The sequence below is a fragment of the Oceanisphaera sediminis genome, assembly GCF_039539745.1.
Classification (GTDB): Bacteria; Pseudomonadota; Gammaproteobacteria; order Enterobacterales; family Aeromonadaceae; genus Oceanimonas; species Oceanimonas sediminis.
Genome location: NZ_BAABDS010000026.1, coordinates 197,854 through 222,504, shown reverse-complemented (window position 1 = coordinate 222,504; position 24,651 = coordinate 197,854). Strand labels below are relative to the sequence as shown.

Here is a 24,651-nt window from a genome sequence, read left to right as displayed (position 1 = left end):
ATGCGATTGTTGACATTTATACGATTTAAGTGTGAACAAGTTTATCACAATGTTTATACAATGTGATAGTAGTCAACTTATTCACCCTTGCCTAGCAAAAATTCATTGCTCTACCTGGTAAAATTGCCAGGGATGATTCAACCACAATAACTGTCGGCCATGTTGTCGACCACCGGGGCTGGCACGAACCCGGCCACGAATAAACAGCCGGTCTCCTCGCCGCAGCTTCTTCAAGCTAGCGCGTGCCGCCGCCGGCAACTGCTTGCCGGCCATCACGGTCAGCGGGCCTTCCAGCTCGAGCTTCAGTCGCCCCGAGCCTGGCCAGGGTTGTACCACCCTGGTCTGCAACAGTTGCCAGCCACCGGAGGAAACGTCGGTCAACGGCGCTTGCCATACTCCCAGACGGTGTTGGCGAGCCCGCTGCTCGGCTGCCAGCCAGCACCGCCAGTAATCATCGTTGGGCGGAATCAGCAGCAGGGGCCCCAGCCCCTGCTCGAGCATGGCGGTTACCAGCAAATCGCCGTTAACCGTCAGTGGATGAGCCAGCCAGCGTCCATAATCATCACGCCTTTCAACACCAAAAACCAGTTTCAAGCGACTCCCTTTCGGGATTTTATTCTGCAGCCAGCGCCGGGCTGCATCGGCCCCGAATTCCGCCGCTAATTTACTGTGTTTATTGAATTCTGGCGTATCGATGCCGATAAAGCGGATTACTCTACCGTTCTGCAATATGACAGTGTCACCATCTACAATATGCCGAACTGTTACGGTTTCGTCTGCCGGTGGTTTGGGGCATGTTGCCACCACCATCGGCGGCCACCCTCCCATGATCAACAGCCAGAGCCATGGCTTCATTTCGCTTCCCGACACAAAAAACTGCCATAACCATGGGAAACATCGGCGCCATTCACAAGTTGCGCGCAATAAAAAAGGCGCCCTGAGGCGCCTTTTCTTGCGATGAATATCGCTTATTTGCTGCTGGACAGCGCGCCGAAGCGCTTGTTGAAACGGTCAACGCGGCCGCCGCTATCAACCATTTTCTGCTTACCGGTGTAAAACGGGTGGCAAGCGGAGCAAACGTCCAGGTTCAGGCTTTTACCCATGGTAGAGCCGACTTTGATCTCGTTACCGCAAGAACATTTGGCAGTAATTTCGCTGTATTGTGGGTGAATACCGTTTTTCATGGGGACAACCTCTGAATTTGTAGGCCGTGTCGCTATCTGATCCTGTGCCAGACACCACACGAATGATTCACGTTTTGTGAAGGGTGCGAATAATATAGGATCGCCTTTTTACAGGCAAGGTCAAACGGGGGAAAAATCACCAATGTCGATACCGCCACAGTCAGGTTTGCTGCGGGTTACGCTGCCCGTTCCATTGCGGCGGGAATTTGATTACCTCTGCCCCCTGCCGTTGCCCGCTCCGGGCTGCCGGGTTTCGGTGCCTTTTGGCAACAGAACCATGACGGCGCTGGTACTGTCTCACCCCGCCGATTCCGACATCGATGCCACCAAACTCAAGTCCATCGGCGCCGTATTGGATGAAGAACCGATACTGGCCGAGGCCGAACTCCGGCTGCTGGCCTGGGCGACACAATATTATCTGCATGCCCCCGGCGAAGTCTATTTTCAGGCCTTGCCGACCTTGCTGCGCAAGGGTGAAGCCGCCGCCTACCGCAGCACCGCCTACTGGCATCTGCTCGATGCCGAGGCCGGCGTTTCCGCTCAGGCCGTCAAGCAACAACAGGCGCTGACCTTGTTACGCCAGGGGCCCTTGACCGCCGGTGAGCTGGAGGTTCGGGGTATCAGTGGTGCCATTCTGCAGGCGCTGGCCAAAAAGCAGCTGATCGAAAAAAGAGAGCAGTTGCCGAACCTCGTCGACTGGCGCACGACTGGCACCGAGGTGGCTGACGAGAACAAGCCCCGCCTGACTACCGAGCAGGCGCTGGCGGTCAGCCTGATCCAGAGTGCGCACGGTTTCAGCCCCTTTCTGCTGGAAGGCATCACCGGCTCCGGCAAGACCGAGGTCTATCTGCAGATCATGGAGCCGATACTAAAGTCGGGTAAACAGGTGCTGGTGCTGGTGCCGGAAATCGGCCTGACTCCGCAAACCATCTCGCGCTTTCAACAGCGTTTCAAGCTGCCGATCAGCACCCTGCATTCCGGCATGAACGAACGGGAGCGGCTGGATGCCTGGCTGTCGTGCCGGGATGGCGGCACCGCCATCGTCATCGGCACCCGCTCGGCCCTGCTGACCCCCTTCGCCCGGCTGGGGATGATTATTATCGACGAAGAGCACGACACCTCCTTCAAGCAGCAGGACGGCTTTCGTTATCACGCCCGGGATCTGGCGTTACTGCGCGCCCGCCAGCTCGACATTCCCATCGTGCTGGGCTCGGCCACCCCCAGCTTCGAAAGTCTGCACAATGCGGCCGCAGGCAAATATCAGTTGCTGACCCTGAGCCAGCGACCCGGCACCGCCACCGTGGCCGAGCACCTGCTGCTGGACAGCAAACATGTACAGATGAACGCCGGGCTATCGCCCCAGCTGCTTCAGCTGGTTGAACAGGAACTGGCCAAGGGTAATCAGGTGATGCTGTTCCTGAACCGGCGCGGCTATGCCCCGGCGCTCTTGTGTCACGACTGCGGCTGGCTGGCCGACTGCGAACGCTGTGATGCCCACTATACCTGGCACCGGCATTCCTCCCGTCTGCACTGTCACCATTGCGACCACCAGCGCCCCCTGCCCCCCAGTTGCCCGAGCTGCAACAGCCGGCAACTGGTGGGCACCGGTCTCGGTACCGAGCAGGTCGAGCAGGCCCTGAGCGGACTCTTTCCCCAGTACGGCATTATTCGCATCGATCGGGACAACACCCGGCGCAAGGGCAGCTTTCAGCAACATCTGGAAGGCATTCGCAACGGCAAGTATCAGATTTTAATCGGCACCCAGATGCTGGCCAAGGGCCATCACTTTCCCGATGTCACTCTGGTGGCGATGCTGGATGCGGACGGCGCCCTGTTCGCCAGCGATTTCAGGGCCACCGAACGTTTTGCCCAGCTTTATATTCAGGTGGCGGGCCGGGCCGGACGGGCCAGCAAGCCGGGCCGGGTGGTACTGCAGACCCATCAGCCGGAACACGCGCTGCTGCAGGATCTGGCCAATCAGGGCTATCGCCATTTTGCCCACAGTGCCCTGCAGGAACGACAGGCCGCCGCCCTGCCCCCGTTCAGCTTTCAGGCACTGTTTCGGGCCCAAGCCACTCAGGCGGACCAGGTACAGACTTTCTTGCAGCAACTGGTGCAACAGTTGTTGCCCAGCCTGCCATCTTCGGTGCTGTGTCTGGGGCCACTTAGTGCCCAGATGGAACGTAAGGCCGGGCAATACCGCTACCAGCTGTTGCTGCAGGCCGGCAACCGACGCGAGCTGGCGGCGGCCTGTCGCCTGGCGGTGGCGTTAATCGACACCCTGGCCTCGGCGCGCAAGGTACGCTGGTCGCTGGATATCGACCCGGTGGAACTCTGGTAACCTCAGTGCCGCTGCTCCGGCTGCGACGGCGCGGTCAGCATCGAAATAAGAAAGCCCAGGGCTGGCTGGCAGCTGTCTTCCGCCATCAGTTGCTGGGCCTGCCGACTTTGCAGCGGCAGCACTTCCAGCCAGCGCTGGGTGACCCAGGCCGCGTCCCCCCACCGGGGCGCGGGATGCAACTCGGCCAGCTCCGGATATTCGGCAAAGACTTCCTGCAGCTTATCGGACAGCACCTGCTCGGTCGGTGACAGGCTGCAGGGCTGCCAGTTGTCGAGCAACTCCACCTCGGCCTGCAACAAACCGTCTTCCTCCTGTTCGAGCTGCAGAATATGAAATCGATCTGCGGCTTCCACCGTCAGTCCCAGCAAGCCATCTTCCAGGTTATAGAAATCGATGATGTTCACTCGAGTACCGAGCGTAAAGAGATCGCTCTGACCGGTCTCGTCACGTTCGTCCAGCATGCCGATGCCAAAACCGATTCCGCTTCGGCTCGCCTCGCTTACCATTCGGATATAACGTTGCTCGAAGATACGCAGCGGCACCTTGCCGCCGGGCATCAGATGCAGGGTCAGGGGTAACAGCGCCAGTTTCATGGCAGATCCCTCCTTTATGAAGTAGCCATAAAGACCCTTTTTTATCCGCTCCACTTTCAATCGGCACTCTCGCCTTGCCTTGACGGTAGTTTTCTGCACCCGTTATGAGTAGAATTTCTTCCCCCGGGTTATCTCCAACCTTGTCTTAAATTTGGTGAACTGATAATGAAAGAACATATTCAAGCGCTGCTTGAGCAGACGGTCTCTATCCTGAAACAGCAAGGCAAGCTGCCTGCCGAACTGGCTCCCCGCATCCAGGTAGACCGAACCAAAGACAAGGCTCACGGAGATCTGGCCACCAATCTGGCCTTGCTGCTGGCCAAGCCCGCCGGACAAAACCCCCGCGCCCTGGCCCAGCTGCTGGTCGACAACCTGCCCACCTCCGAGCTGGTGGCCAAGACCGAGCTGGCCGGTCCCGGCTTCATCAACTTCTTTCTCGACAGCGACTGGCTGGCACGTCAGATAGACGCCATGGTCGCCGACGAACGCGCCAACGTACCGGTGGTAGAGCAGCCGCAAACCGTGGTGGTGGATTACTCGGCCCCCAACGTGGCCAAGGAAATGCACGTGGGTCACCTGCGCTCCACCATTATCGGCGACGCCGTGGTGCGCACCCTGGAGTTTCTCGGTCACAAGGTGATTCGGGCCAACCACATCGGCGACTGGGGCACCCAGTTCGGCATGCTGATCGCCTACCTGGAAAAACTGGAGCAGGAAAATCCGGACGTGCTGTCTTCCGGCCTGTCGGATCTGGAACAGTTCTACCGCGAGTCCAAGCAGCAATATGACGCGGATCCGGACTTTGCCGAACGTGCCCGGGGCTACGTGGTGAAGTTGCAGGGTGGCGACGCCTATTGTCTGGCCATGTGGCAGAAACTGGTCGACATTACCCTGCTGCATAACCAGCAGGTTTACGACCGACTCAACGTGTCGCTGAGCCCGGCCAACGTCATGGGCGAGAGCATGTACAACACCATGCTGGCACCCATCGTCGCCGATCTGCAGCAAAAAGGGCTGGCGGTAGAAGACGAAGGCGCCATCGTGGTCTATCTGGACGAGTACAAGAACAAGGACGGTGACCCCATGGGCGTCATCATCCGCAAGAAGGACGGCGGCTACCTCTACACCACCACCGACATCGCCTGTGCCAAATACCGTTACGAGCAGCTGGGCGCCGACCGGGTGCTGTACTTCATCGACTCCCGCCAGCACCAGCATCTGATGCAGGCCTGGAACATAGTGCGCAAGGCCGGCTACATTCCCGACTCGGTCAGCCTGGAGCATCACGCCTTCGGCATGATGCTGGGCAAGGACGGTCGTCCGTTCAAGACCCGCTCCGGCGGTACCATCAAGCTGGTGGACCTGCTCAACGAGGCGGAAGAACGCGCCGCCGCCCTGCTGGCGAAGAAAGACACCGGCCTCAGCGACGCAGAAAAACAGCAGGTCGTCAGCCGGGTCGCCATGGCCGCGGTGAAATACGCAGATCTGTCCAAGAGCCGCACCACCGATTACATCTTCGACTGGGACAACATGCTGTCGTTCGAGGGCAATACAGCGCCGTATCTGCAGTATGCCTATACCCGGGTGCAGTCCATCTTCCGCAAGGCCGGCGTCACCGCCGATGCCCTGCAGGGCCAAATCAGCATTCAGGCCCCGGCCGAAGAAGCCCTGGCCCAGAAACTGGTGCAGTTCAACGACACCGTGAAATCGGTGGCCGACAAGGGCCTGCCGCACCTGATGTGTCTGTATCTGTACGAGCTGTCCGGCGCCTTCATGAGCTTCTATGAAGCCTGCCCCATCAACAAGGAGGGTGTCAGCGCCGAAGAGCGGGCCAGCCGCCTGCGCCTGTGTGCGGCTACCGCCAAGGTACTGAAGCAGGGCCTGTCGCTGCTCGGCATCGACACCATGGAGCGCATGTAACCCATGCCCAGGGATTACGTCCGGCGCAGCAAGCCCAAAAGCACAAGTAAAGGCAAAAGCAACAGCCGCCCCGCCCGGGGCGGCAGTCGCAGCCGCGCACCACAGCGACGCGTTCCCTGGCTGGCCATCATACTGATACTGATGCTGGCAGGCGCCCTGGGCTACCTGATTTCCATCATCAAGGGCGCCGCCGACCATCGCCGCCCGGAGCCGCCTCCGGCTGTTACTCATACCCAGGCACCGCCCAAACCGGTGAATCCCATCGATCAGAAACCGGTGGAAAAATGGCGCTATATCGAGCAGCTGGAAAACAAGGAAGTGGTGGTCAATGTGCCGGAGGCGGAAGAGTCGACCCGGCCTTACCTGATGCAATGCGGCTCTTTCCGCTCCTCGGCCCAGGCCGAGCAACTGAAAGCCAAAATTGCCTTTCAGGGGCTGGTGGCTCAGGTTCGCCATAAAAGCGGCAGCTCCTGGCACCGCGTGATCCTGGGGCCTTACGATAGCAAACGACTGGCAGAGCAGCACAAACACAAGCTGATCAAGGCAAAAGCCGTGAGTGATTGTGCAATCTGGTTCTGGGAGGGTTGATCTCGCTCGCTGCCGTCCCCATTTCGTTGTTAATGACATTTCTGCCAGCCAGGCTGGCTACACCGTCAAGTGAGGTTTTTAGTGACAACGATCGTTTCAGTTCGCCGTAACGGCAAAGTGGTTATCGGCGGCGATGGCCAGGTTTCCCTGGGCAACACCGTCATGAAAGGCAATGCCCGCAAGGTACACCGCCTGTTTAACGGCAAGGTACTGGCCGGTTTTGCCGGTGGCACCGCCGACGCCTTTACCCTGCTGGAACGCTTTGAAGCCAAGCTGCAGGCGCATCAGGGCAACCTGGAACGCGCCGCCGTGGCGCTGGCCAAAGACTGGCGAACCGACCGCAGCCTGCGCCGATTAGAGGCCCTGCTGGCGGTGGCCGACGACAAGAACTCCTTCATCATTACCGGTAACGGCGACGTGGTGCAGCCCGAACAGGATCTGATCGCCATTGGTTCCGGCGGCTCCTTCGCCCAGTCCGCCGCTCGCGCCCTGCTGGAAAATACCGAGCTGGAAGCGCATGACATCGTCGAAAAGGCGCTGACCATTGCCGGCGACATCTGCGTCTTTACCAATGGTAACCTGACCGTCGAAGAGCTGGATTACGGCCACTGATTTGCTTTCGGGCAGGTGGCAAGCCTGCCCGCACCACAGGATTTGATTATGTCTGATATGACCCCAAGAGAAATCGTCCACGAGCTGGATCGCCATATCGTCGGCCAGGCTGCGGCCAAACGCGCCGTGGCCATTGCCCTGCGTAACCGCTGGCGTCGTATGCAACTGACCCCCGATCTGCGCCAGGAAGTTACCCCCAAGAACATTCTGATGATAGGCCCGACCGGGGTCGGCAAAACCGAAATCGCCCGTCGTCTGGCCAAGCTGGCCAACGCTCCCTTCATCAAGGTAGAAGCGACCAAGTTCACCGAAGTCGGCTACGTCGGCAAGGAAGTAGACACCATCATCCGCGATTTGACCGATATCGCCATGAAGATGACCCGCGAGCAGGAGATGGAAAAATTCCGTCACCGCGCCGAAGAGGCGGCGGAAGAACGGGTGCTGGATGCCCTACTGCCCAACCCGCGCAACACCTGGGGCGAAGAAGAGAAGGCCGACAACAGCAGCAGCCGGCAGATCTTCCGCAAGAAGCTGCGTGAAGGCCAGCTGGACGACAAAGAAATCGAAATCAATGTCTCGGCCCCGCAAATGGGCGTGGAGATCATGTCGCCGCCCGGCATGGAAGAGATGACCAACCAGCTGCAGGGCATGTTCCAGAACCTGTCCGGCAACACCAGCAAACAGCGCAAGATGAAAATCAAGGACGCCGTCAAGCTGCTGATCGAGGAGGAAGCCGCCAAGCTGCTGAATCCGGAAGAGCTGAAAGAACAGGCCATTCACGCGGTGGAAAACCAGGGCATCGTGTTCATCGACGAGTTCGACAAAATCTGTAAACGCGGCGAAAGCTCCGGCCCCGATGTGTCCCGTGAAGGGGTGCAACGGGATCTGCTGCCGCTGATTGAAGGCAGCTCCGTCAACACCAAGCACGGCATGGTGCGCACCGATCATATGCTGTTTATCGCCTCCGGCGCCTTCCAGGTCGCCAAGCCGTCGGATCTGATCCCCGAGCTGCAGGGTCGCCTGCCCATTCGGGTCGAGCTGGACTCGCTGAATACCGATGACTTCGAGCGCATTCTCACCGAGCCCAACGCCTCGCTGACCGAGCAGTACAAGGCGCTGCTGGCCACCGAAAACGTGACCGTCGACTTCACCAAGGCCGGTATTCGCCGTCTGGCCGAAGCCGCCTGGCGCGTGAACGAGACCACCGAAAACATCGGTGCTCGCCGGTTGCACACCATCATGGAGCGGCTGCTGGACGAGCTGTCCTTCGAGGCGTCCGACAAGTCCGGTGACTCCATTCTGGTAGACGAAGACTATGTGGATCGTTACCTCAAGAACCTGGTCGAAGACGAAGATCTGAGCCGCTATATCCTCTAACCCAACCTGCAGACGGGAGCGGTCACACGATTGTGATTGAAAACCGCTCCCGCCTCTTTATACTTGGGATCACCTTGTTTCCAGATGTGGCTGATTCCATGGAATACAATACTTCAGAACTGTGCGATACCTATATTGACATGGTGGACGTGGTCGAACCCATGTTCTCCAGCTTTGGCGGCCGTAATTCCTTCGGCGGCACCATTTCCACCATCAAGTGTTTCGAGTCCTGTGGCCTCATCATGGCGGCGGTAAAAGAAAATGGTGTGGGTCGAGTATTACTGATCGACGGCGGCGGCTCACTGCGCCGGGCACTGCTTGATGCCGACATCGCCGAAACCGCGGCGGAAAACGGCTGGGAAGGCATCGTCTGCTATGGTTCGGTCCGCGAGGTAGATGCGCTGGAAGATCTGGATATCGGTATTCAGGCCCTGGCCTCCATTCCCGTCGGTGCCGATGACAGCGAAATCGGCGATCGGGAAATTCCGGTCAACTTCGGTGGCGTCACCTTCTTGCCGGCCGATCATCTCTATGCCGACACCACGGGCATTATTCTGTCTCCCGAGCCGCTGGATATCGAATAATCAGCACCATCACAATACAAAAAGGCCAGCCCGAGGGCTGGCCTTTTGTCGTTATCGGCCAATGGTAACGGCTGATACGAATAACGCCGGTCATGCCGGCGTTATGGTTCAGGCGCTTTCTTCAACCTGATCGATTTTACCCAGCAACACCCGCAGGCGCTCTTGCCACGCATCGTGCTGCTGCTTCAGCTGCTGGTTTTCTTCGCCCAGCTGGCCGTTTTGATCTTTCAGCTCGTCCACTTCCATTTGCAACAAGGAAATGGTGTCCACTGCCGCCTGGATTTTGGATTCCAGTTTTTCCAATACATCAAAAGACATGCACTCACCCCTAAATAACGGTTATCCGGCCCGCAGGCCCCACAGCGCCGAGGATACCCCGGCCACCGCAAGACGACAAGCGGCCCCGTGTATCACGATGCCGTTTACCGCAAATTTATGCCGGTTGCGTCAACAAAAGTCTCAAATATTCTGACTCATATCCAGTGACGGCTTGTCCGAACCGGGACGGCCGACCACCCGGGCCGGTACGCCGGCTACCGTGGTGTGGGGCGGCACCGGCTCCAGCACCACACTGCCGGCACCAATCTTGGCGCCGACACCCACGTCGATATTGCCCAGAATCTTGGCGCCGGCGCCGATCATGACGCCTTCGCGAATCTTGGGGTGACGATCGCCGCATTCCTTGCCGGTACCGCCCAGGGTGACGCCTTGCAGTATGGAGACATCGTCTTCAATCACCGCTGTTTCGCCCACCACTATGCCGGTGGCATGATCGAACATGATGCCTTTTCCGATGCGCGCCGCCGGGTGTACGTCGACCCCGAACACCACCGAAATCTGGTTTTGCAGGTAGGTAGCCAGGGCTCGGCGGCCATGCCGCCACAGCCAGTTGCCAATCCGGTAGCCCTGCAAGGCATGAAAGCCTTTCAGATAGAGCAGCGGGGTGGAAAACAGCTCCACCGCCGGATCCCGCTCCTGTACCGCACAAATGTCCATGGCGGCCATATCCAGAATGGTCGGCTCGGCATCCACCACCATTTCGATCACTTCCCGCAGGCTGATTGCCGGCATCACCGAGCTTTCCAGCTTGTTGGCCAGAATAAAGCTCAGCGAGCATTTGAGCGTGTCGTGGTTGAGGATGGTCGAATAATAAAAACTGCCGAGCATCGGCTCTTCTGCAATCATCCGCTGGGCTTCTTCGCGGATGCGCAACCAGGTGCTGGATTGAATGCCGTCTTCCATGGGTTAAACCTTGTCTTCGATGAATTTATGTTCGCTCATATCCTGAGAATGGGCTTCTCGAGGCAGGACCGAGATAGGGTCCATATGAATAATAACGTCGGTATCGGGGAACAACTGGTGCAGCTCCCGCTCGGCCTGATCGGCAATACGATGGGCACGCACCAGGGGCAACTTGTCGTCCAGCTCCAGATGCAGTTGAATAAATCGGGTCTGGCCCGACTGTCGGGTACGCAGTTCATGCAGCCCGTAGACGCCCTCTACCGCCAGGCAGGTCTCAATAATGCGCTTTTGCTCCGCTTCCGGCAACCGCCGGTCAAGCAGCATCTGTACCGCGTCATAACCGATTTTCAGCGCCCCCTTGAGAATATAAGCCCCGATCAGCAGCGCAAACACCGCATCGGCCCAGTGCCAGCCAAACCAGGCCAGTGCTATCGCCACCAAGACGCCGACGTTGAGCAGAATATCCGAGCGATAGTGCAGTTGATCGGCACGAATCGCCACCGAGTCGGTTCGCTTGATCACATAGCCCTGAAACATCACCAGACCGATGGTTAACACCAGCGAAAACAGCATCACCCAGATACCCAACGCCGCATGGGTCACTTCCTGAGCGTTAAACAGGCGGGAGATGCCGTTGATAATCAGGAAAATGGCCGAGCCGCTGATGAAAGCGGACTGGGCCAGTCCGGCCAATGATTCCGCCTTGCCGTGACCGAACCGATGATCCTTGTCCGGCGGCACCAGCGCATAACGGATGGCCATCAGGTTGATAAGCGAGGCGCTGATATCGAGTAGCGAGTCGGTCAGCGAGGCCAGCATGCTGGCCGAACCGGTATAAAACCAGGCCAGCAACTTGGCCAGAATCATCATTCCGGCCACTACGGTGGCGGCCACCGCTGCCGTGGTAACCAGACGAGAATAAGAAGTGGAATTTGTCATGCGTCAGCCGCTAAATTAAATTTGTTCCAGTATACCCCTGTCCCGCACCTATGTTGGTACCGAGAAGAGCTCATCACCCGCCATCGCCTCACTGCGCCCCGGCAAAATCATGCTGGCGCCAGGCTTCGTAACTGATCACCGCCACCGCATTGGACAGATTCAGGCTGCGACTGTCCGGCTGCATCGGAATGCGAATACGCTGGGCCGGTGCCACCGACGCCAGCACCTCGTCCGGCAGCCCCCGGGTTTCGGGTCCGAACAGCAGCACATCACCGGGCCGATAGTCGGGCTCATGATGGGGTCGGCTGCCCTTGGTGGTACAGGCGAACAGGCGTTGCCCCGCCACCGCCTGCAAAAACGTCGCATAGTCCTTATGCACGCTGATGCGGCCAAAGTCGGCATAATCCAGCCCGGCCCGGCGCAGTTTTTTTTCTTCCAGATCAAAGCCAAGCGGTTCAATCAGGTGCAGATGGCAGCCGTTGTTACGCGCCAGCCGCATGATGTTGCCGGTATTGGGGGCTATCTCCGGCTCGTAAAGCGCAATATCAAACATCGTTACATTCTCTTGTAATCACGGTCGAGGGAGACATTATCCAATGCCTCGAGCAGGGAAAAGGGATCTGCTCGACCGACCTTCACATGCCATGGATGGCATGTGTGAGCCATACACGGATGTACTTGTAGCGTGTCGGTGGAGCAGGCCCTTTGCCCTGCATTCATACGAAAATAAAGTAAGTCACTTTTATGTAGTCGTTATAAAACCCTGCCGGCGGTCCAGTCGCCACCAGGCCCAGCCCAGGGTCAGCCCCCGGGCCAGCATGAAACACAGCATGGCTAGCCAGAGGCCGTGATTGCCCAGCTCCTGCGCCAGCCACCATACCGGAAAAAACACCCCGGCGGTCGACAACAGCATCATGTCGCGCATCTCGCGCCCCCGGGTAGTGCCGATAAAGATACCATCGAGAATAAAGCACCAACAGGCCGCCAGTGGCATCAACACCAGCCAGGGCAGATACAGGGAGGCCTGGGTCCGCACGGCGGGAATATCGGTAATCAGTCCAATCAGGGGCTCACCCGCCAGGGCAAAGACCAGGGTGAACAACAGGGCCACCACGCCGCCCCAGAACAGGTTAAGGCCACAGGCCAGACGGAACCCGCTGCGGTTACGCTCCCCTGCCGCCTTGCCCACCATGGCCTCGACCGCATAGGCGAAGCCGTCCAGCCCGAAGGAGATGAACATCAGAAAGTTCATCAGCACCGCATTGGCGGCCAGCACTTCATCACCCAGTCGTGCGCCCTGAAAGGTCATGAAGGCGAAGCACAGCTGCAGGCAGAGTGCACGAATGAAGATATCCCGATTCAACCCCAGCAGCCGCTTGAAGGCCACTAGGTGCAGGGTTCGTTGCCAGAACCCCGCCGACGGCATCAGGCCTTTTGCCTGCAGGGTACGCCATACCAGCCAGGCGCCCAGCGCCATGGCCAGATAATCCGCCACTACCGACGCCGCGGCCGCCCCCTTGACCTGCCAGCCCAGCCCCAGCACAAACCAGATATCGAGCAGGATATTGGCCCCGTTACCCAGGATCAACAACCACATCGGCGCCCGCGCATTCTGGTTGCCCAGCAGCCAGCCCAGCAGCACCAGGTTGGTCAGCGCCGCCGGCGCGCTCCAGATCCTGACCGTCACATACTCGCGGCCATAAAGCTGCACCTCGCTGCTGCCCCCGACCAGCCAGAACGCCAGATCCATCAGCGGTTGCTGCAGCAACAAAATGGCCAGCGCCAGCCCCCAGGCCAGCAGCAGGCCGCGCGCCAGCACCTGCAGCAGGCGTTCGCCGTCACCGGCGCCCACCGCCTGAGCCGCCAGCCCGGTCGTCGACATGCGCAGAAAACCGAGTAACCAGAAGATCAGGCTGATGATGGTAGCGCCCACCGCCACCCCGCCCAGGTAATAGGCATGTTCGAGGTGGCCGATGACGATGGTGTCCACCAGCCCCAGCAAGGGGACGGTAATATTGGACAGCACCATGGGCAGGGCCAGCGCAAACACCTGACGGTGACGGGCCCCGTTAAGAAAAGATGACCACATAAACAACTCTTGATGACTTGGTGAGGGGTGAGGGGTGAGGTGTAAAGGGTAAGGTGAGAGCAGCAATAACCCGACAAGGGTCCCGGCGTGAGGGTGTATTGCCCCCTCACGCCTCACACCTTACCCCTCACTGTTTAATCGTTTACTCACCCCAGAGGGCCACTATGCCGGAGAAGTTTTTCACCAGCTCGGCACCGTTGACCAGCGGCACCGGGTTTTGCTCATCAAAACCGGGCCGAAAGGAGGCGTGCAGCTGCCCTTTGGGGTTAACCAGGGCGATGGAGGCGGAGTGGTCAACCAGATACTCGGCCTGGTCCCGCTCGAAGATGCCGTAAATCAGCCCCAACTGCTGCACCGCGGGTGTCAACCGCTCATGGTCGGCGGTGGCCGCCACAAAATCGGGATTGAAGTAACCGGTATAGGCCTTCAGGCGCTCGGGGGTATCGCGAGCCGGATCGGCCGACACAAACACCACCTGCACCTTGTCGCTCAGCCGGGTCAGCTCGGGATAGATTCGTGCCAGATCCGACAGGGTGGTGGGGCAGATATCGGGACAATGGGTATAACCGACAAACACCAGGCTCCAGTGTTCGAGCAGGTCCTGCTCGGTGAACGGCTGGCCGTCGGCATCGGTCAGCTCGAACGCCTTGAGTGCACGAGGTTCCGGGTACAGTACCACCGCCTCGGTCAGGCTGTTTTGTTGACTCGCATACCAGATGCCACCCCCCAGGCCCGCCGTCGCCACCAGGGCGGCGACCAGTATCCATGTCCAACTGCGTGTTTTAGCCATAATTTATCCAGTGATCCGCCAGTATGAGGACAAAAAGCCACATTAAATGGCTGATTGAAAAGCGGAAACATTGTAATGCGGTTTGCGGCTCAGGTCTAAACTTCAACCGCCAGGCCCACTGAATAAAACGCAGGTTGAGCAGCGTCGCTCCCGTCAGATAGAGAAGGCCGGACATACCGACGACCCAGGGCAACAGACAGACCAGGGTCAGCAGCAGGGTGTAGAGCAGCACACAGGTCTTGCTGAACTCGATACCGTGAGTCACCGGCAGCATGGGGATTTCCGCCTTGGCGTAGTCATCGCGCCGATGAATGGCCAGCGCCCAGAAATGCGGCGGCGTCCAGGCAAAAATAATCATCACCAGCAGCAGTGCATGACCATGAAATTCGCCGGTCACCGCGGTCCAGCCCAGCAGCGGCGGCATGGCACCGGCCAGGCCGCCAATCACGATATTCTGCGGTGTGGCCCGCTTCAGCCACACCGTATACACCACCGCATAGCCCAGCAGAGATGCCAGGGTGAGCCAGGCGGTCAGCGCATTGACCCATAACAACAGTATGGCCAGCCCCGCGCCAGACAGAGCAAAGGCAAAAGCAAGTGCGGGTCCGCCCTGCACCCGCCCCTGAGCCACGGGTCTGTGATAGGTACGGGCCATCTTGAGGTCGATGCGCCGGTCCAGCACATGATTGATGGCCGCCGCACCTCCGGCCATCAAACCAATTCCCAGAGTGGCCGCCAGCACCCGCCACGGCGTCGGCAGGGTGTCGGTCAAAAACATGCCCACCACGGCGGTCAGCAGGATCAGCGCCACCACCTTGGGTTTGGTGAGGGCAAAATAATCCCGCCAGCTTGATGTCCAGTTTCCGGATAACAGCGCGCTTCCAGCCATATAGCCTCCATCGGGTCTTTTCCGTCAGTTTCTGTGTATTGCGGCAACCAGGCCATGCACAGGCACCGGATTGGTGCTGGCTCGCCACAAACGCTCTCCCGTTCCCGTCATTATCAGCAGCAACAGAGCAGCACCGGCGTTGTGGGCCACCGCCACTGCCAGCGGCAGGTGCAATACTACATTGGCCACCCCCAGCGCCAGCTGCATCAGAACGCCCAACGCCAGCCAGCTTCCCCAGCGCCGCAGCGCCGGCTGTTGCCACAGGCGCCAGGCCAGTATCAGCAACACGCCCGCGGTGACCATGGCCCACAACCGGTGCGCCGCATGAATGGTGACACGCTCATCCTGACTGAGCACCCCATACTGGTAGCTTTGTGCCGGCACACCGTGGGGGTGAAAGGCACTCCACTGCCACTGACTCACCCAGTCACCCTGACACACAGGTAACTCGAGGCAGGCCATGGCCGCGTAGTTGGATGCCGTCCAGCCACCCAGTGCTATCTGCAGCAGCAAGGCGCCCAGCGCCAGCAAAAACCAGCCGCCCAACCCAGCGCCACGGTAGGGCATTCGAGGGGGCCGAGTCTTACAGAGCAACAAAAACAGCAATGCCAGTATGGTAAATCCGCCCAGCAGATGCCCCATTACCACAAAAGGCAGCAGGTTGAGCGTTACCGTCAGCATGCCCAGAGTCGCCTGACCACACACCAGCGCCAACAGCCCCCAGGCAAAGCCCCGATAGGCACGAAGCGACGTGCGCAGCGACCAGAGTGCCATCAGCAATATGGTGCAGCCCAGGGTTCCCGCCGCATAGCGATGCACCATCTCGTTGCGGGCCTTGGTGACTTCCAGTGGACTGTCGGGAAAGCGCTGTGCCGCCGTGGCATGATCCTGGGCCGAGCCGGGCACATAGTTGAAGCCATAGCAGCCGGGCCAGTCGGGGCAACCCAGCCCGGCATCGGTCAGCCGGGTATAGGCGCCCAGCACCACCACCACCAGGGTCAGCCCAAAGGCAAAAAGACAGAGTCGGCGCATAACGTCCTCCTGTTCATCCGGTACTAGCCGGCCCGGGAAAATTTGAGCAGGCGACGCAAGTCGCCGAGCAACGCCTTGCCGGTGGCCCGGTCGCTGGCTTCCTCCCCGCTCAGGGAGTAACGCATGATCAGCATGCCCGGCGGATCGGCAATATAGACAAAGCCGGCCTCCAAGCCGTTACCGGCCGGCAGCCGCAGCACCGCCACCCGGTTGCTGTCCCGCCCCAGAGCGAGATCGATGTTTTCCAGCAAGGGCTCGGCCAGCTCACAGGACTCGCATTCCGGGGGGACCGGCAACACCAGCCGCCACTGAGTATCCTCGGTGATTTGCCCCTGTACCCACTCACCATGAGCCTTGACGCCGGGAGTAAACCAACCCAGGGTAAGAATGAGCCAGGCCAGCACCACCGGCAGCAAAAAAGCCGCCAGCAAGGCCAGCATCGTTTTATGGCTTGTACGGGTTTTATGCTTCATGTTGCCTCCGATACCACCATGCTGCCGCGCCCCAGATGGCCAGCGTCATGGCAAACCACTGCACCGCATAGCCGATATGCCGCTCCGGCCCCATCACCACCGGCTGCCAGTCGCCTTGTTCAATCCCGAGTTTCAGCACGAAAGGCAGTACTTGTTGTCCCCATATCTGCGCCAGTTGTTCCGTCTCCAGACTGGAGACAAGCGGGTGGCCGGGGTCGAACCGGACTTCGCCTAAGGAAAGGGGGGGGATGGAGGGGCGAACCAGGTTACCAGATAGCTGCACCGGCTCATTTTGCGGCGGTATCGGTGGCAGCTTGCGCCGATCCGGATCGGCCGGCCACCAGCCGGTGTCCACCGCCAGCAGACCATGGCGGGTTTGCAGCGGCCGTATCAGCCGATAGCCTGCCCGGCCCGACGCTATCTGGTTATCGAGAAACAGATCGCCACCGCTCAGATAAACACCGTTCGCCTTCAGCCGGTAGCCATAGGGGGACGACATCGCCAGTGCCTCATGCAACGCCAGACCGATATCTCGACGTTGCTGCCATTCCTGCAGCAACAGTCGTTTTTCGTCGGCCCGCGACAACTGCCATACCCCCATGGTGATCATCAACAGACTCATCACCCCGGTCAGTGCCAGCAAACCGCCACTTTTTCCTATACTCAACATCCAGTCTCTCCAGGAACGCATCCATGCTGCTCAAGCTACTGATTGTATTGCTACTGCTGTGTATGATCGGCAACCTGCTGTTAGGGCTAAGGGCCATGCTCTCCCGGCAGGATCCCGTGCTGATGAGTCGTTATATCGGCCGCCGCCTGCTGTTTGCCGTCATCATAGTGCTGCTGTTGCTCGTGGCGCTGGCCACCGGCCTGCTGGTGCCCAATCCCACGCCGGGGTAGAGGCTCCATAAGAGCCTTTATAGAATATAGACAAACACAAACAGACAGAGCCAGACCACATCGACAAAGTGCCAGTACCAGCTACTGGCCTGAAAGCCGAAATGCTGGGCCGGGGTAAAATGTCCCTTGCGTACCCGCAGCCACATGATAAACAGCATCAGGGTACCCAGGGTGACGTGGGCCCCATGAAAGCCGGTAAGCAGGAAGAAGGTGTTGCCGTAAATGCCGGAGTCCAGCCGCAGCCCCAGCTCCTCATAGGCGTGCACGTATTCCCACACCTGCAGCGTCAGAAAAGTCAGGCCCAGCACCACGGTGAGGCCCAGCCATTGCTTGAGACGCGGGCGCCGTTCCTGCAACAGCGCCAAATGGGCCAGATGGGCGGTCACGGACGAGGTCAGCAGAATCACGGTGTTGATCAGCGGTAAGCCAAACCAGCCCATGGCGGTGGTTTCGATACCGCCCGGCGTCTGCAACAGCGGCCAGCTGGCACTGAAGTCGGGCCAGAGTACGGCATTGGTCATGGCGTTATTACCGGCCCCGCCCAACCAGGGCACCGCCAGCACCCGCGCGTAAAACAGGGCACCGAAAAAGGCACCGAAGAACATCACCTCGGAGAAGATGAACCAGCTCATGCCCTGACGGAAAGATCTGTCCATCTGGTCGCTGTAGAGTCCGGCGTGAGACTCCTTGATCACGTTGCCGAACCAGCCAAACAGCATCACCGTCATCACCAGGGTGCCGGCGGCAAACACCACCGGCCCGGCAATGCCCCCGATGCCCGCCGCCCAAAGACCGGCACCGGAGGCCAGCAGAAACAGTCCCAGGGCACCCACTATCGGCCAGGGACTCTGGGCCGGCACATAATATTGCTGCGTCTTGACCACCATGCTCGTCTCCTTAAGCGCCGCTGCCTGCGGCAGCCTGCTCGCTGATGTCATACAGGGTGTAGGACAGGGTAAATACCTCTATGTCGGCCGGCAGTGCCTGATCCACATAGAAACGCATCGGCATCACCGCCTCGCTCCCCGCCGCTATCGGCTGCTCCTGAAAGCAGAAACACTCGGTCTTGCGCAGGTAGCTCGCCGCCACCCCCGGTGATACCGAGGGAATGGCTCTCAGCACCCGGGCATCGCCACCGGGATTATTGACGGTAAAGTCCACCTGATGCATCTCGCCCGGCCGTACCTGCAACCGGTGCACCGAGGGATCGAACCTCCCCCGCAGCCCACTGCTCTGATAGGTAACGAACTCCACCGTTACCCATCGCTGCTCGTCCACCACTCGGGATTCGGCCACCGCCCGGGTGGCGGTTTTACCGTTCAGCCCGGTGATGTCGCAGAAGACGTCATACAGCGGCACCAGGGCAAAACCGAACCCGAACATGGCCACCGCCAGCAGGCCCAGTCGAACCGCTATCCTGTTAACGTGAGCCATTGCCTTCTATCTCCGGTGGTGTGCTGAAGGTGTGGTAAGGCGCCGGTGACGGTACCGTCCATTCCAACCCGTGCGCCCCCTCCCAGGGGCTGGCCGGCGCCGTTACTCCCCCGCGGATACACCTGATCAGCACCACCACGAAGATAAGCTGGGACAAACCGAAGGCGAAGCCACCGATGCTGACCAGGGCGTTAATGTCGGCGAACTGCAGCGAATAGTCGGGAATCCGCCGAGGCATGCCGCCGAGACCCAGAAAATGCATGGGGAAGAACAGCACGTTGACCGATATTACCGAACACCAGAAATGCCACTTGGCCAGCCGTTCATTGAACATATGCCCGGTCCACTTCGGCAGCCAGTAATACACCGCCGCCAATACCGAGAAGATGGCGCCGGTGACCAGCACATAATGGAAGTGGGCCACCACGAAATAGGTATCGTGGTACTGAAAATCGGCCGGGGTGATGGCCAGCATCAGGCCGCTGAAGCCGCCGATGGTGAACAGCACGATAAAGGCCAGCGCGAATAGCATCGGCACTTCAAAACTGAGCGAGCCCCGCCACATGGTCGCCACCCAGTTGAACACCTTGACCCCGGTCGGCACCGAAATCAGCATGGTGCAATACATGAAGAACAGCTCGGCCGCCACCGGCATGCCCACGGTAAACATGTGATGCGCCCACACCAGAAAGCTCAGACCCGCGATGGAGGCGGTGGCATACACCATGGAGGCATAACCGAACAGCGGCTTGCGGCTGAATGTAGGGATGATGGCGGAGATAATGCCGAAGCTCGGCAGTATCATGATGTAGACCTCGGGGTGCCCGAAGAACCAGAAGATATGCTGGAACAGCACGGGATCACCGCCGCCGGCGGCTTCGAAGAAGCTGGTACCGAAGTACTTGTCGGTCAGCACCATGGTCACCGCTCCCGCCAGCACCGGCATGACCGCAATCAGCAGAAAGGCGGTAATCAGCCAGGTCCAGCAGAACAGCGGCAGCTTCATCCAGGTCATGCCCGGCGCCCGCAGATTCCAGATGGTCACGATGACGTTGATGGCGCCCATGATGGAGCTGATGCCCATGATATGCACGGCAAACACGAACAGCGCGGTGCTGTCGGGTGAATAGGTGGTAGACAGCGGCGCGTAGAAGGTCCAGCCGAAGTTGGGACCGCCGCCGGGCATGAACAGCGACGACAGCATCAACACGAAGGCGAAGGGCAGTATCCAGAAGCTCCAGTTGTTCATGCGCGGCAACGCCATGTCCGGCGCGCCTATCATCATCGGAATCATCCAGTTGGCGAGGCCGACAAAGGACGGCATCACGGCGCCGAAAATCATCACCAGACCGTGCATGGTGGTCATCTGATTGAAGAAGTTCGGCTCCACCAACTGCAGGCCGGGCTGAAACAGCTCGGCCCGAATCACCATGGCCATGCCGCCGCCCACAAAGAACATGGACAGGCTGAACAGCAGATACAGGGTGCCGATATCTTTGTGGTTGGTGGTAAACAGCCAGCGCCGCAAGCCTTTGGCCGGGCCGTGATGCGCCTCGTCATGGCCCAGATGTTCATCGGCGGTGTCTGTTACGTTTAGCTGTGTCATCCCTGCCCCCTATTGTCCCTGCCTGGCCTGATCAATGTCGCCGGGTTGCACCAGATCGCCGGCATCATTGCCCCAGGCATTGCGTTCATAGGTGATCACCGCGGCCAGCTCTTTCAGCGCCAGCTGCTTGTCGAAACTCTGCATGGCGGTGCCGGCCTTGCCGTACAGCACGATATCGATATGGGCGGCCCTGTCGTTGAGAACCATCTCGCTGCCCTTGAGTGCCGGAAAGGCGCCGGGTATGCCTTCGCCACTGGCCTGGTGACAGGCGGCACAGTGGCGTTGATAAACCTGCTCACCAAGCTGCATCAACTCGTCCTGGGTCATTTCCATCGCCAACAGCTGCTGTTCGGCGGCCTTGGCTGCGTCCTGCTCGGCCCGGGTGTCAGCCAGCCAACCGTCGAATTCCTCGGGCGTTCGGGCATCCACCACTATCGGCATGAAACCGTGATCCTTGCCGCACAGCTCGGCACACTGACCGCGATACAGACCGGGCTGATTGATGCGGGTCCAGGCTTCGTTGATAAAACCGGGAATGGCGTCTTTCTTCACCGCAAACGCCGGCATCCACCAGGAGTGGATAACGTCATCGGAGGTGATCAGGAAACGAATCTTGCGGTCGGTGGGCAGCACCAGCGGCTGGTCGACTTCAATCAGGTAATTTTCACCCTTGGCGACCGTTCCCTGAATTTGCTGCGGCAAGGTGGCCAGCAGGCTGTAGAACTCGACCCCCTGATCGAAGTACCGGTAATGCCACTTCCACTGAGACCCGGTGATCTGCACGGTGAGATCGGATTCTGAGGCATCTTCCATCGCCACCAGGGTACGAGTGGCGGGCACCGCCATGGCGATCAGAATGATAAAGGGGATCAGGGTCCAGAGGATCTCGACCTTGGTACTTTCATGAAACTGCGCCGCCCGGGCACCCTTGGATTTTCGATGGTGAATAATGGCCCAGAACATGACCCCGAATACCAGCAGGCCGATAATCGCGCAGATAATCAGTATGGTCATATGCAGGCCATACACCTTTTGGCTGATATCGGTGACCCCTTCGGTCATGTTCAAACGAGCTTGCGCTCTTGCAGGCAGCGTTGCCAGCAGGGACAACAGCAGAATAATCGGCTTCACACGCACCCCCAAAAGTTCTTCCTGTATTTTTGGTGCACTCGTCTAACGAGTCAGTGCTTGTCGGGCTACCACATCCCTCGGCCCGGCACTCACTAAGTAAAGCACTGATAATGAAAAAGTAAAAAATTGAAGTAAAAAAGGAAGTTAGGCCGATCCCATGAACAGTGGTCTATTCCATCGCTGTGTAAACATCGGACAAAGGGCCCACTCCACCGGCCCGCTTCAAGCACCTCCTTGTGACGCTCAGCACATGACATCCCTGTCATGTGATGGCCGCTGGAGCAGATCCCTTTGTCCTCCTTGATACTCCGGCATGGCCTGTTGGCGCCGCCTTCTGGCTACTCGGTGCTCAAGAAGAGGCAACAGAGAACGACCCCCTCGACCGTGAAATGCTATGGACGGCATTTCCGAGCCCCCATGGGGCAGCTTGCTGCCGTATATCTTTGTTGGGTAATGGACCGAGTATCCAGTGAATATTCGCAGCCGGTTACCCAGCAAAGATGGCTAGCCCAGTGGCGTGTCGAGGGAGGCGGCTGTGTTGCCTCTGGTCTGAGGCACAAATATGATCAGATACTTAATGGAGTTGATGGAAGGAAACGAAAAACGGGGCAGATCAACTGCCCCGGAGTGCGCTGTTCAGAGCAAGGGGAAATCAGAAGTCGGCGTTGCGGATCACCCCGACGGCCAGGCCTTCGATGGTCAGCTCCTGAGTACGCAGGTCCACCTCGATGGGAGCAAGTTCCTCGTTTTCGGGCAACAGGCTGACCTTGCTGCCCTGACGCCGAAAGCGCTTGACCGTGACTTCATCGTCCAGCCGGGCGACAACCACCTGGCCATTGCGCACTTCCCGGGTTTTATGTACCGCCAGCAGATCGCCGTCCATGATGCCGATGTTCTTCATGCTCATGCCCTTTACCCGCAGCAGAAAATCGGCCGACGGATGAAACAGGGACGGATCCAGCTTGTAGTGGCTCTCGATATGCTGCTGGGCCAGAATGGGCTCACCGGCGGCAACGCGTCCGATCAGCGGCAGCCCCAATTCCTCTTCTTCCTCGGCGAGGCGAATACCACGAGAGGTGCCGGGCATCATGGTGATGACGCCTTTTTTAGCCAGCGCCTTGAGGTGCTCTTCGGCGGCATTCGCCGATTTAAAGCCCAGCGTCCGGGCAATTTCGGCGCGGGTCGGCGGCATCCCGGTCTGCTGAATATGCTCTTTGATGATCTCCAGTACCTGAGACTGGCGAGGCGTAAGGGCTTTCATAATGGACCTGTTTTTTTATACAGTTAACTGTCAGTATATCCAGTAAATCCGACAGGGCAAGCATAAAATCCGAGCCCTTCCTGCGACCGGTATCCTTGCATCAGCCACCACCCGCTGTGGTTACAGCAACGTCAGTACCACGCCGGCGAATACCAGCATGCCGACGTAGTTGTTGTTGAGAAAGGCGCCGAAACAGGCCATGCGCTCCCGGTCGCGGATCTGCCGCTGCTGGTACACAAACAGGCCGGCCGCACCCAGCAGGCTCCAGTAAAAAATGGGGCCAAGGGCAAAGGCCTGGCCGGCCGCCACCAGCAACATCAGGGTCACTAGCTGCAACAGACCGACTGCCAGCTTGTCACGACGACCAAACAGGATGGCGGTCGACTTGACGCCGATTTTAAGGTCATCGTCTCGATCCACCATGGCATACATGGTGTCGTAGGCGATGGTCCAGGTCAGATTGGCGGCGAACAGCAGCCAGAGTCCCGGCGGCAGGCTGTTGCTCTGGGCGGCGAAGGCCATGGGAATGGCCCAGGAAAAGGCGATGCCCAGAAACAGCTGCGGCAGGTTGGTGTAGCGTTTCATGAAGGGATAAAGCGCCGCCCAGCCCAGGCCAGCCACCGCCAGTTGTATGGTCAGGGCGTTGGTGGTCAGCACCAGCAGGAAGGAGATACCCACCAGCAGGGCGAAAAAGCCCAGCGCCTGCTTTTCGGTCAGCTCGCCACTCGGCAGCGGCCGGGCATGGGTACGCTTGACGTGCCCGTCGATATGACGGTCCGCGTAATCGTTGATTACACAACCGGCGGAGCGCATCGAAAACACCCCGGCAACAAACACCAGCAGCAGCCAGAACGAAGGCCGGCCCTCACCGGCTATCCAGATCGCCCACAGGGTCGGCCACAGCAGCAATAGGGTGCCGATGGGTTTGTCGAGTCGGGCCAGCGCCATATAGGCACGCCAGCGAGGTCGGGATGGGGTAGTCATGGCAGTCATTTATTTCCTTCCTGATAGGCCTGCGCCTGCGGTAAAAACAGCTCGGTCACCAAGACACCGGCCCTGCCGGTAGACAACAGCGAACGCCGGGCCCAGGGCAAATAATCCTTTGCTGACGGCACTATGTCCTGCATTTGAGTCAACTGCTGCCACTGCGGAGTCGTCAGTTGGGCAAATTCGAACTCGCTGCGCAGTAATTGAGGATCTTCAAACAACAATTCGCCCAGCGCCCGCTGACCCAGCCCGCCCAGCGCCGGCACCGCATTCAGGGTCGAGGGAGAATACAGGGAGCTGGCATAAACCCAGGGCTGTTCATCGCAGAGCAGCAACACTTCACGGCAAAAGGCACGATCGGCGCCAATCCATGCGGCCTGAGTCGGGGTAAGGGATATTTCGGCGGTGGTGCGCTGTAACTGAACCCGAAACTGCCGGCAATGACGACGCAACCGTTCGGTCAGAGAGCCGGTATCCTGTAGCCAGTGGCACAATAGCCGCTGAGACTGCGGCAACTCCGGCCCCCAGTGCCAGGCATGATCGGCGGTGTTAGTCACTGGCACTTCCTGAAATGGTAAAACACATGCTCGAATCGCTTCATTATTCTGAAAAATACGTATTCACTTGACCGGCCAGTGCTTTATTTAAACAATACTCTTATTATTCAAATAGAAAGGCT

Annotated in this window: 27 protein-coding genes; 7 read left to right on the top strand and 20 right to left on the bottom strand. The window is 59.2% G+C overall.

Features of this window, described 5'->3' with window-relative positions; all coding sequences use genetic code 11:
- Positions 1 to 102 precede the first annotated feature (102 nt).
- Together ABD827_RS09010 and rpmE are read right to left on the bottom strand one after the other, a co-directional pair.
- Entirely contained in the window at positions 103 to 855 is a 753-nt protein-coding gene (locus ABD827_RS09010; RefSeq protein WP_344964246.1) for a thermonuclease family protein, read from the bottom strand.
- 113 nt (positions 856 to 968) lie between these two features.
- Positions 969 to 1,184, bottom strand: coding sequence for a 50S ribosomal protein L31 (gene rpmE / locus ABD827_RS09005; RefSeq protein ID WP_298721801.1), 216 nt, complete (start codon positions 1,182 to 1,184; stop codon positions 969 to 971).
- 142 nt (positions 1,185 to 1,326) lie between these two features.
- Here rpmE and priA point away from each other — a divergent pair, with 142 nt between their 5' ends.
- Positions 1,327 to 3,525: a primosomal protein N' gene (priA, locus tag ABD827_RS09000; RefSeq protein WP_344964243.1), complete on the top strand. Its 2,199-nt coding sequence runs from the start codon at positions 1,327 to 1,329 to the stop codon at positions 3,523 to 3,525.
- A 2-nt stretch (positions 3,526 to 3,527) separates the two neighbouring features.
- Here priA and ABD827_RS08995 read toward each other — a convergent pair whose 3' ends face one another.
- Complete coding sequence (locus ABD827_RS08995) at positions 3,528 to 4,118, bottom strand: LON peptidase substrate-binding domain-containing protein (RefSeq protein WP_344964241.1); 591 nt, start codon at positions 4,116 to 4,118, stop codon at positions 3,528 to 3,530.
- Between the two features lie 165 nt (positions 4,119 to 4,283).
- Here ABD827_RS08995 and argS point away from each other — a divergent pair, with 165 nt between their 5' ends.
- The 5 genes from argS (at position 4,284) to rraA (ending at position 9,199) form a co-directional block, all read left to right on the top strand.
- A complete protein-coding gene (gene argS / locus ABD827_RS08990) occupies positions 4,284 to 6,038 on the top strand; it encodes an arginine--tRNA ligase (protein ID WP_344964239.1) in 1,755 nt (584 codons plus the stop codon).
- 3 nt (positions 6,039 to 6,041) lie between these two features.
- Entirely contained in the window at positions 6,042 to 6,626 is a 585-nt protein-coding gene (locus ABD827_RS08985) for an SPOR domain-containing protein (RefSeq protein ID WP_344964238.1), read from the top strand.
- 81 nt (positions 6,627 to 6,707) lie between these two features.
- Complete coding sequence (hslV, locus tag ABD827_RS08980) at positions 6,708 to 7,238, top strand: ATP-dependent protease subunit HslV (RefSeq protein WP_344964235.1); 531 nt, start codon at positions 6,708 to 6,710, stop codon at positions 7,236 to 7,238.
- Between the two features lie 48 nt (positions 7,239 to 7,286).
- Positions 7,287 to 8,615 carry an ATP-dependent protease ATPase subunit HslU gene (gene hslU, locus ABD827_RS08975; protein ID WP_344964233.1) on the top strand — a complete coding sequence of 443 codons (1,329 nt, stop codon included), beginning with the start codon at positions 7,287 to 7,289 and terminating at the stop codon, positions 8,613 to 8,615.
- Positions 8,616 to 8,713: 98 nt separating this feature from the next.
- Positions 8,714 to 9,199, top strand: coding sequence for a ribonuclease E activity regulator RraA (rraA, locus tag ABD827_RS08970; RefSeq protein WP_298721779.1), 486 nt, complete (start codon positions 8,714 to 8,716; stop codon positions 9,197 to 9,199).
- Positions 9,200 to 9,307: 108 nt separating this feature from the next.
- Here rraA and ABD827_RS08965 read toward each other — a convergent pair whose 3' ends face one another.
- The 10 genes from ABD827_RS08965 to ABD827_RS08920 all read right to left on the bottom strand — a co-directional run bounded on the left by ABD827_RS08965 (position 9,308) and on the right by ABD827_RS08920 (position 17,323).
- The gene (locus tag ABD827_RS08965) at positions 9,308 to 9,517 is read right to left on the bottom strand and encodes a cell division protein ZapB (RefSeq protein WP_298721776.1); all 210 of its coding nucleotides are present in this window, start codon (positions 9,515 to 9,517) and stop codon (positions 9,308 to 9,310) included.
- Positions 9,518 to 9,658: 141 nt separating this feature from the next.
- Positions 9,659 to 10,441 carry a serine O-acetyltransferase gene (cysE, locus tag ABD827_RS08960; RefSeq protein ID WP_344964231.1) on the bottom strand — a complete coding sequence of 261 codons (783 nt, stop codon included), beginning with the start codon at positions 10,439 to 10,441 and terminating at the stop codon, positions 9,659 to 9,661.
- Between the two features lie 3 nt (positions 10,442 to 10,444).
- Positions 10,445 to 11,380, bottom strand: a complete 936-nt coding sequence (gene fieF, locus ABD827_RS08955; protein WP_344964229.1) for a cation efflux pump FieF — start codon at positions 11,378 to 11,380, stop codon at positions 10,445 to 10,447.
- A gap of 88 nt (positions 11,381 to 11,468) precedes the next feature.
- The gene (locus tag ABD827_RS08950; protein WP_344964227.1) at positions 11,469 to 11,933 is read right to left on the bottom strand and encodes a tRNA (cytidine(34)-2'-O)-methyltransferase; all 465 of its coding nucleotides are present in this window, start codon (positions 11,931 to 11,933) and stop codon (positions 11,469 to 11,471) included.
- 189 nt (positions 11,934 to 12,122) lie between these two features.
- Positions 12,123 to 13,469 carry an MATE family efflux transporter DinF gene (gene dinF, locus ABD827_RS08945; protein ID WP_344964225.1) on the bottom strand — a complete coding sequence of 449 codons (1,347 nt, stop codon included), beginning with the start codon at positions 13,467 to 13,469 and terminating at the stop codon, positions 12,123 to 12,125.
- Between the two features lie 142 nt (positions 13,470 to 13,611).
- A complete protein-coding gene (locus ABD827_RS08940) occupies positions 13,612 to 14,259 on the bottom strand; it encodes an SCO family protein (RefSeq protein WP_344964223.1) in 648 nt (215 codons plus the stop codon).
- Entirely contained in the window at positions 14,252 to 15,148 is an 897-nt protein-coding gene (gene cyoE / locus ABD827_RS08935) for a heme o synthase (protein ID WP_344964222.1), read from the bottom strand. Before cyoE ends, ABD827_RS08940 begins: the two co-directional genes overlap by 8 nt.
- A gap of 24 nt (positions 15,149 to 15,172) precedes the next feature.
- A complete protein-coding gene (locus ABD827_RS08930) occupies positions 15,173 to 16,180 on the bottom strand; it encodes a COX15/CtaA family protein (RefSeq protein ID WP_344964220.1) in 1,008 nt (335 codons plus the stop codon).
- A gap of 23 nt (positions 16,181 to 16,203) precedes the next feature.
- Positions 16,204 to 16,653 carry a hypothetical protein gene (locus ABD827_RS08925; protein ID WP_344964218.1) on the bottom strand — a complete coding sequence of 150 codons (450 nt, stop codon included), beginning with the start codon at positions 16,651 to 16,653 and terminating at the stop codon, positions 16,204 to 16,206.
- Entirely contained in the window at positions 16,643 to 17,323 is a 681-nt protein-coding gene (locus tag ABD827_RS08920; RefSeq protein ID WP_344964216.1) for an SURF1 family protein, read from the bottom strand. Before ABD827_RS08920 ends, ABD827_RS08925 begins: the two co-directional genes overlap by 11 nt.
- Positions 17,324 to 17,346: 23 nt before the next feature.
- On the opposite strand from ABD827_RS08920, the gene ABD827_RS08915 reads away from it, so the two are divergent.
- Positions 17,347 to 17,553, top strand: a complete 207-nt coding sequence (locus ABD827_RS08915) for a DUF2909 family protein (RefSeq protein ID WP_298721747.1) — start codon at positions 17,347 to 17,349, stop codon at positions 17,551 to 17,553.
- A gap of 17 nt (positions 17,554 to 17,570) precedes the next feature.
- On the opposite strand, the gene ABD827_RS08910 is transcribed toward ABD827_RS08915, so the two are convergent.
- From ABD827_RS08910 to ABD827_RS08880, 7 genes are all read right to left on the bottom strand, one after another.
- Positions 17,571 to 18,440, bottom strand: a complete 870-nt coding sequence (locus ABD827_RS08910) for a cytochrome c oxidase subunit 3 (RefSeq protein WP_344964214.1) — start codon at positions 18,438 to 18,440, stop codon at positions 17,571 to 17,573.
- A gap of 10 nt (positions 18,441 to 18,450) precedes the next feature.
- Entirely contained in the window at positions 18,451 to 18,987 is a 537-nt protein-coding gene (locus tag ABD827_RS08905; RefSeq protein ID WP_344964212.1) for a cytochrome c oxidase assembly protein, read from the bottom strand.
- Positions 18,974 to 20,593, bottom strand: coding sequence for a cytochrome c oxidase subunit I (gene ctaD / locus ABD827_RS08900; RefSeq protein ID WP_344964211.1), 1,620 nt, complete (start codon positions 20,591 to 20,593; stop codon positions 18,974 to 18,976). The genes ABD827_RS08905 and ctaD overlap by 14 nt, the downstream gene beginning before the upstream one ends.
- 9 nt (positions 20,594 to 20,602) lie before the next feature.
- On the bottom strand, positions 20,603 to 21,724 hold the full coding sequence (gene coxB, locus ABD827_RS08895; protein WP_344964209.1) for a cytochrome c oxidase subunit II: 1,122 nt from the start codon (positions 21,722 to 21,724) through the stop codon (positions 20,603 to 20,605).
- Between the two features lie 652 nt (positions 21,725 to 22,376).
- Positions 22,377 to 22,985 (bottom strand): transcriptional repressor LexA, encoded by a 609-nt coding sequence (gene lexA, locus ABD827_RS08890; RefSeq protein WP_344964207.1) that lies wholly within the window; start codon positions 22,983 to 22,985, stop codon positions 22,377 to 22,379.
- Between the two features lie 120 nt (positions 22,986 to 23,105).
- Positions 23,106 to 23,969, bottom strand: coding sequence for a 4-hydroxybenzoate octaprenyltransferase (gene ubiA / locus ABD827_RS08885; protein WP_344964272.1), 864 nt, complete (start codon positions 23,967 to 23,969; stop codon positions 23,106 to 23,108).
- 5 nt (positions 23,970 to 23,974) lie between these two features.
- A complete protein-coding gene (locus tag ABD827_RS08880; RefSeq protein ID WP_344964204.1) occupies positions 23,975 to 24,529 on the bottom strand; it encodes a chorismate--pyruvate lyase family protein in 555 nt (184 codons plus the stop codon).
- Positions 24,530 to 24,651: the final 122 nt, after the last annotated feature.

What these genes read in the sequence shown, in the direction of transcription:
- ABD827_RS08910 (WP_344964214.1), bottom strand. Translation starts at nt 18,440, where the DNA reads ATGGTGGTCAAGACGCAGCAATATTATGTGCCGGCCCAGAGTCCCTGG.
- ABD827_RS08915 (WP_298721747.1), top strand. Translation starts at nt 17,347, where the DNA reads ATGCTGCTCAAGCTACTGATTGTATTGCTACTGCTGTGTATGATCGGC.
- lexA (WP_344964207.1), bottom strand. Translation starts at nt 22,985, where the DNA reads ATGAAAGCCCTTACGCCTCGCCAGTCTCAGGTACTGGAGATCATCAAA.
- priA (WP_344964243.1), top strand. Translation starts at nt 1,327, where the DNA reads ATGTCGATACCGCCACAGTCAGGTTTGCTGCGGGTTACGCTGCCCGTT.
- ABD827_RS08925 (WP_344964218.1), bottom strand. Translation starts at nt 16,653, where the DNA reads ATGAAGCATAAAACCCGTACAAGCCATAAAACGATGCTGGCCTTGCTG.
- ABD827_RS08950 (WP_344964227.1), bottom strand. Translation starts at nt 11,933, where the DNA reads ATGTTTGATATTGCGCTTTACGAGCCGGAGATAGCCCCCAATACCGGC.
- ubiA (WP_344964272.1), bottom strand. Translation starts at nt 23,969, where the DNA reads ATGACTACCCCATCCCGACCTCGCTGGCGTGCCTATATGGCGCTGGCC.
- ABD827_RS08920 (WP_344964216.1), bottom strand. Translation starts at nt 17,323, where the DNA reads ATGTTGAGTATAGGAAAAAGTGGCGGTTTGCTGGCACTGACCGGGGTG.
- ABD827_RS08930 (WP_344964220.1), bottom strand. Translation starts at nt 16,180, where the DNA reads ATGCGCCGACTCTGTCTTTTTGCCTTTGGGCTGACCCTGGTGGTGGTG.
- cysE (WP_344964231.1), bottom strand. Translation starts at nt 10,441, where the DNA reads ATGGAAGACGGCATTCAATCCAGCACCTGGTTGCGCATCCGCGAAGAA.
- ABD827_RS08985 (WP_344964238.1), top strand. Translation starts at nt 6,042, where the DNA reads ATGCCCAGGGATTACGTCCGGCGCAGCAAGCCCAAAAGCACAAGTAAA.
- ABD827_RS09010 (WP_344964246.1), bottom strand. Translation starts at nt 855, where the DNA reads ATGAAGCCATGGCTCTGGCTGTTGATCATGGGAGGGTGGCCGCCGATG.
- hslU (WP_344964233.1), top strand. Translation starts at nt 7,287, where the DNA reads ATGTCTGATATGACCCCAAGAGAAATCGTCCACGAGCTGGATCGCCAT.
- argS (WP_344964239.1), top strand. Translation starts at nt 4,284, where the DNA reads ATGAAAGAACATATTCAAGCGCTGCTTGAGCAGACGGTCTCTATCCTG.
- cyoE (WP_344964222.1), bottom strand. Translation starts at nt 15,148, where the DNA reads ATGGCTGGAAGCGCGCTGTTATCCGGAAACTGGACATCAAGCTGGCGG.
- ABD827_RS08905 (WP_344964212.1), bottom strand. Translation starts at nt 18,987, where the DNA reads ATGGCTCACGTTAACAGGATAGCGGTTCGACTGGGCCTGCTGGCGGTG.
- ABD827_RS08995 (WP_344964241.1), bottom strand. Translation starts at nt 4,118, where the DNA reads ATGAAACTGGCGCTGTTACCCCTGACCCTGCATCTGATGCCCGGCGGC.
- dinF (WP_344964225.1), bottom strand. Translation starts at nt 13,469, where the DNA reads ATGTGGTCATCTTTTCTTAACGGGGCCCGTCACCGTCAGGTGTTTGCG.
- fieF (WP_344964229.1), bottom strand. Translation starts at nt 11,380, where the DNA reads ATGACAAATTCCACTTCTTATTCTCGTCTGGTTACCACGGCAGCGGTG.
- rpmE (WP_298721801.1), bottom strand. Translation starts at nt 1,184, where the DNA reads ATGAAAAACGGTATTCACCCACAATACAGCGAAATTACTGCCAAATGT.
- rraA (WP_298721779.1), top strand. Translation starts at nt 8,714, where the DNA reads ATGGAATACAATACTTCAGAACTGTGCGATACCTATATTGACATGGTG.
- ABD827_RS08940 (WP_344964223.1), bottom strand. Translation starts at nt 14,259, where the DNA reads ATGGCTAAAACACGCAGTTGGACATGGATACTGGTCGCCGCCCTGGTG.
- ctaD (WP_344964211.1), bottom strand. Translation starts at nt 20,593, where the DNA reads ATGACACAGCTAAACGTAACAGACACCGCCGATGAACATCTGGGCCAT.
- ABD827_RS08965 (WP_298721776.1), bottom strand. Translation starts at nt 9,517, where the DNA reads ATGTCTTTTGATGTATTGGAAAAACTGGAATCCAAAATCCAGGCGGCA.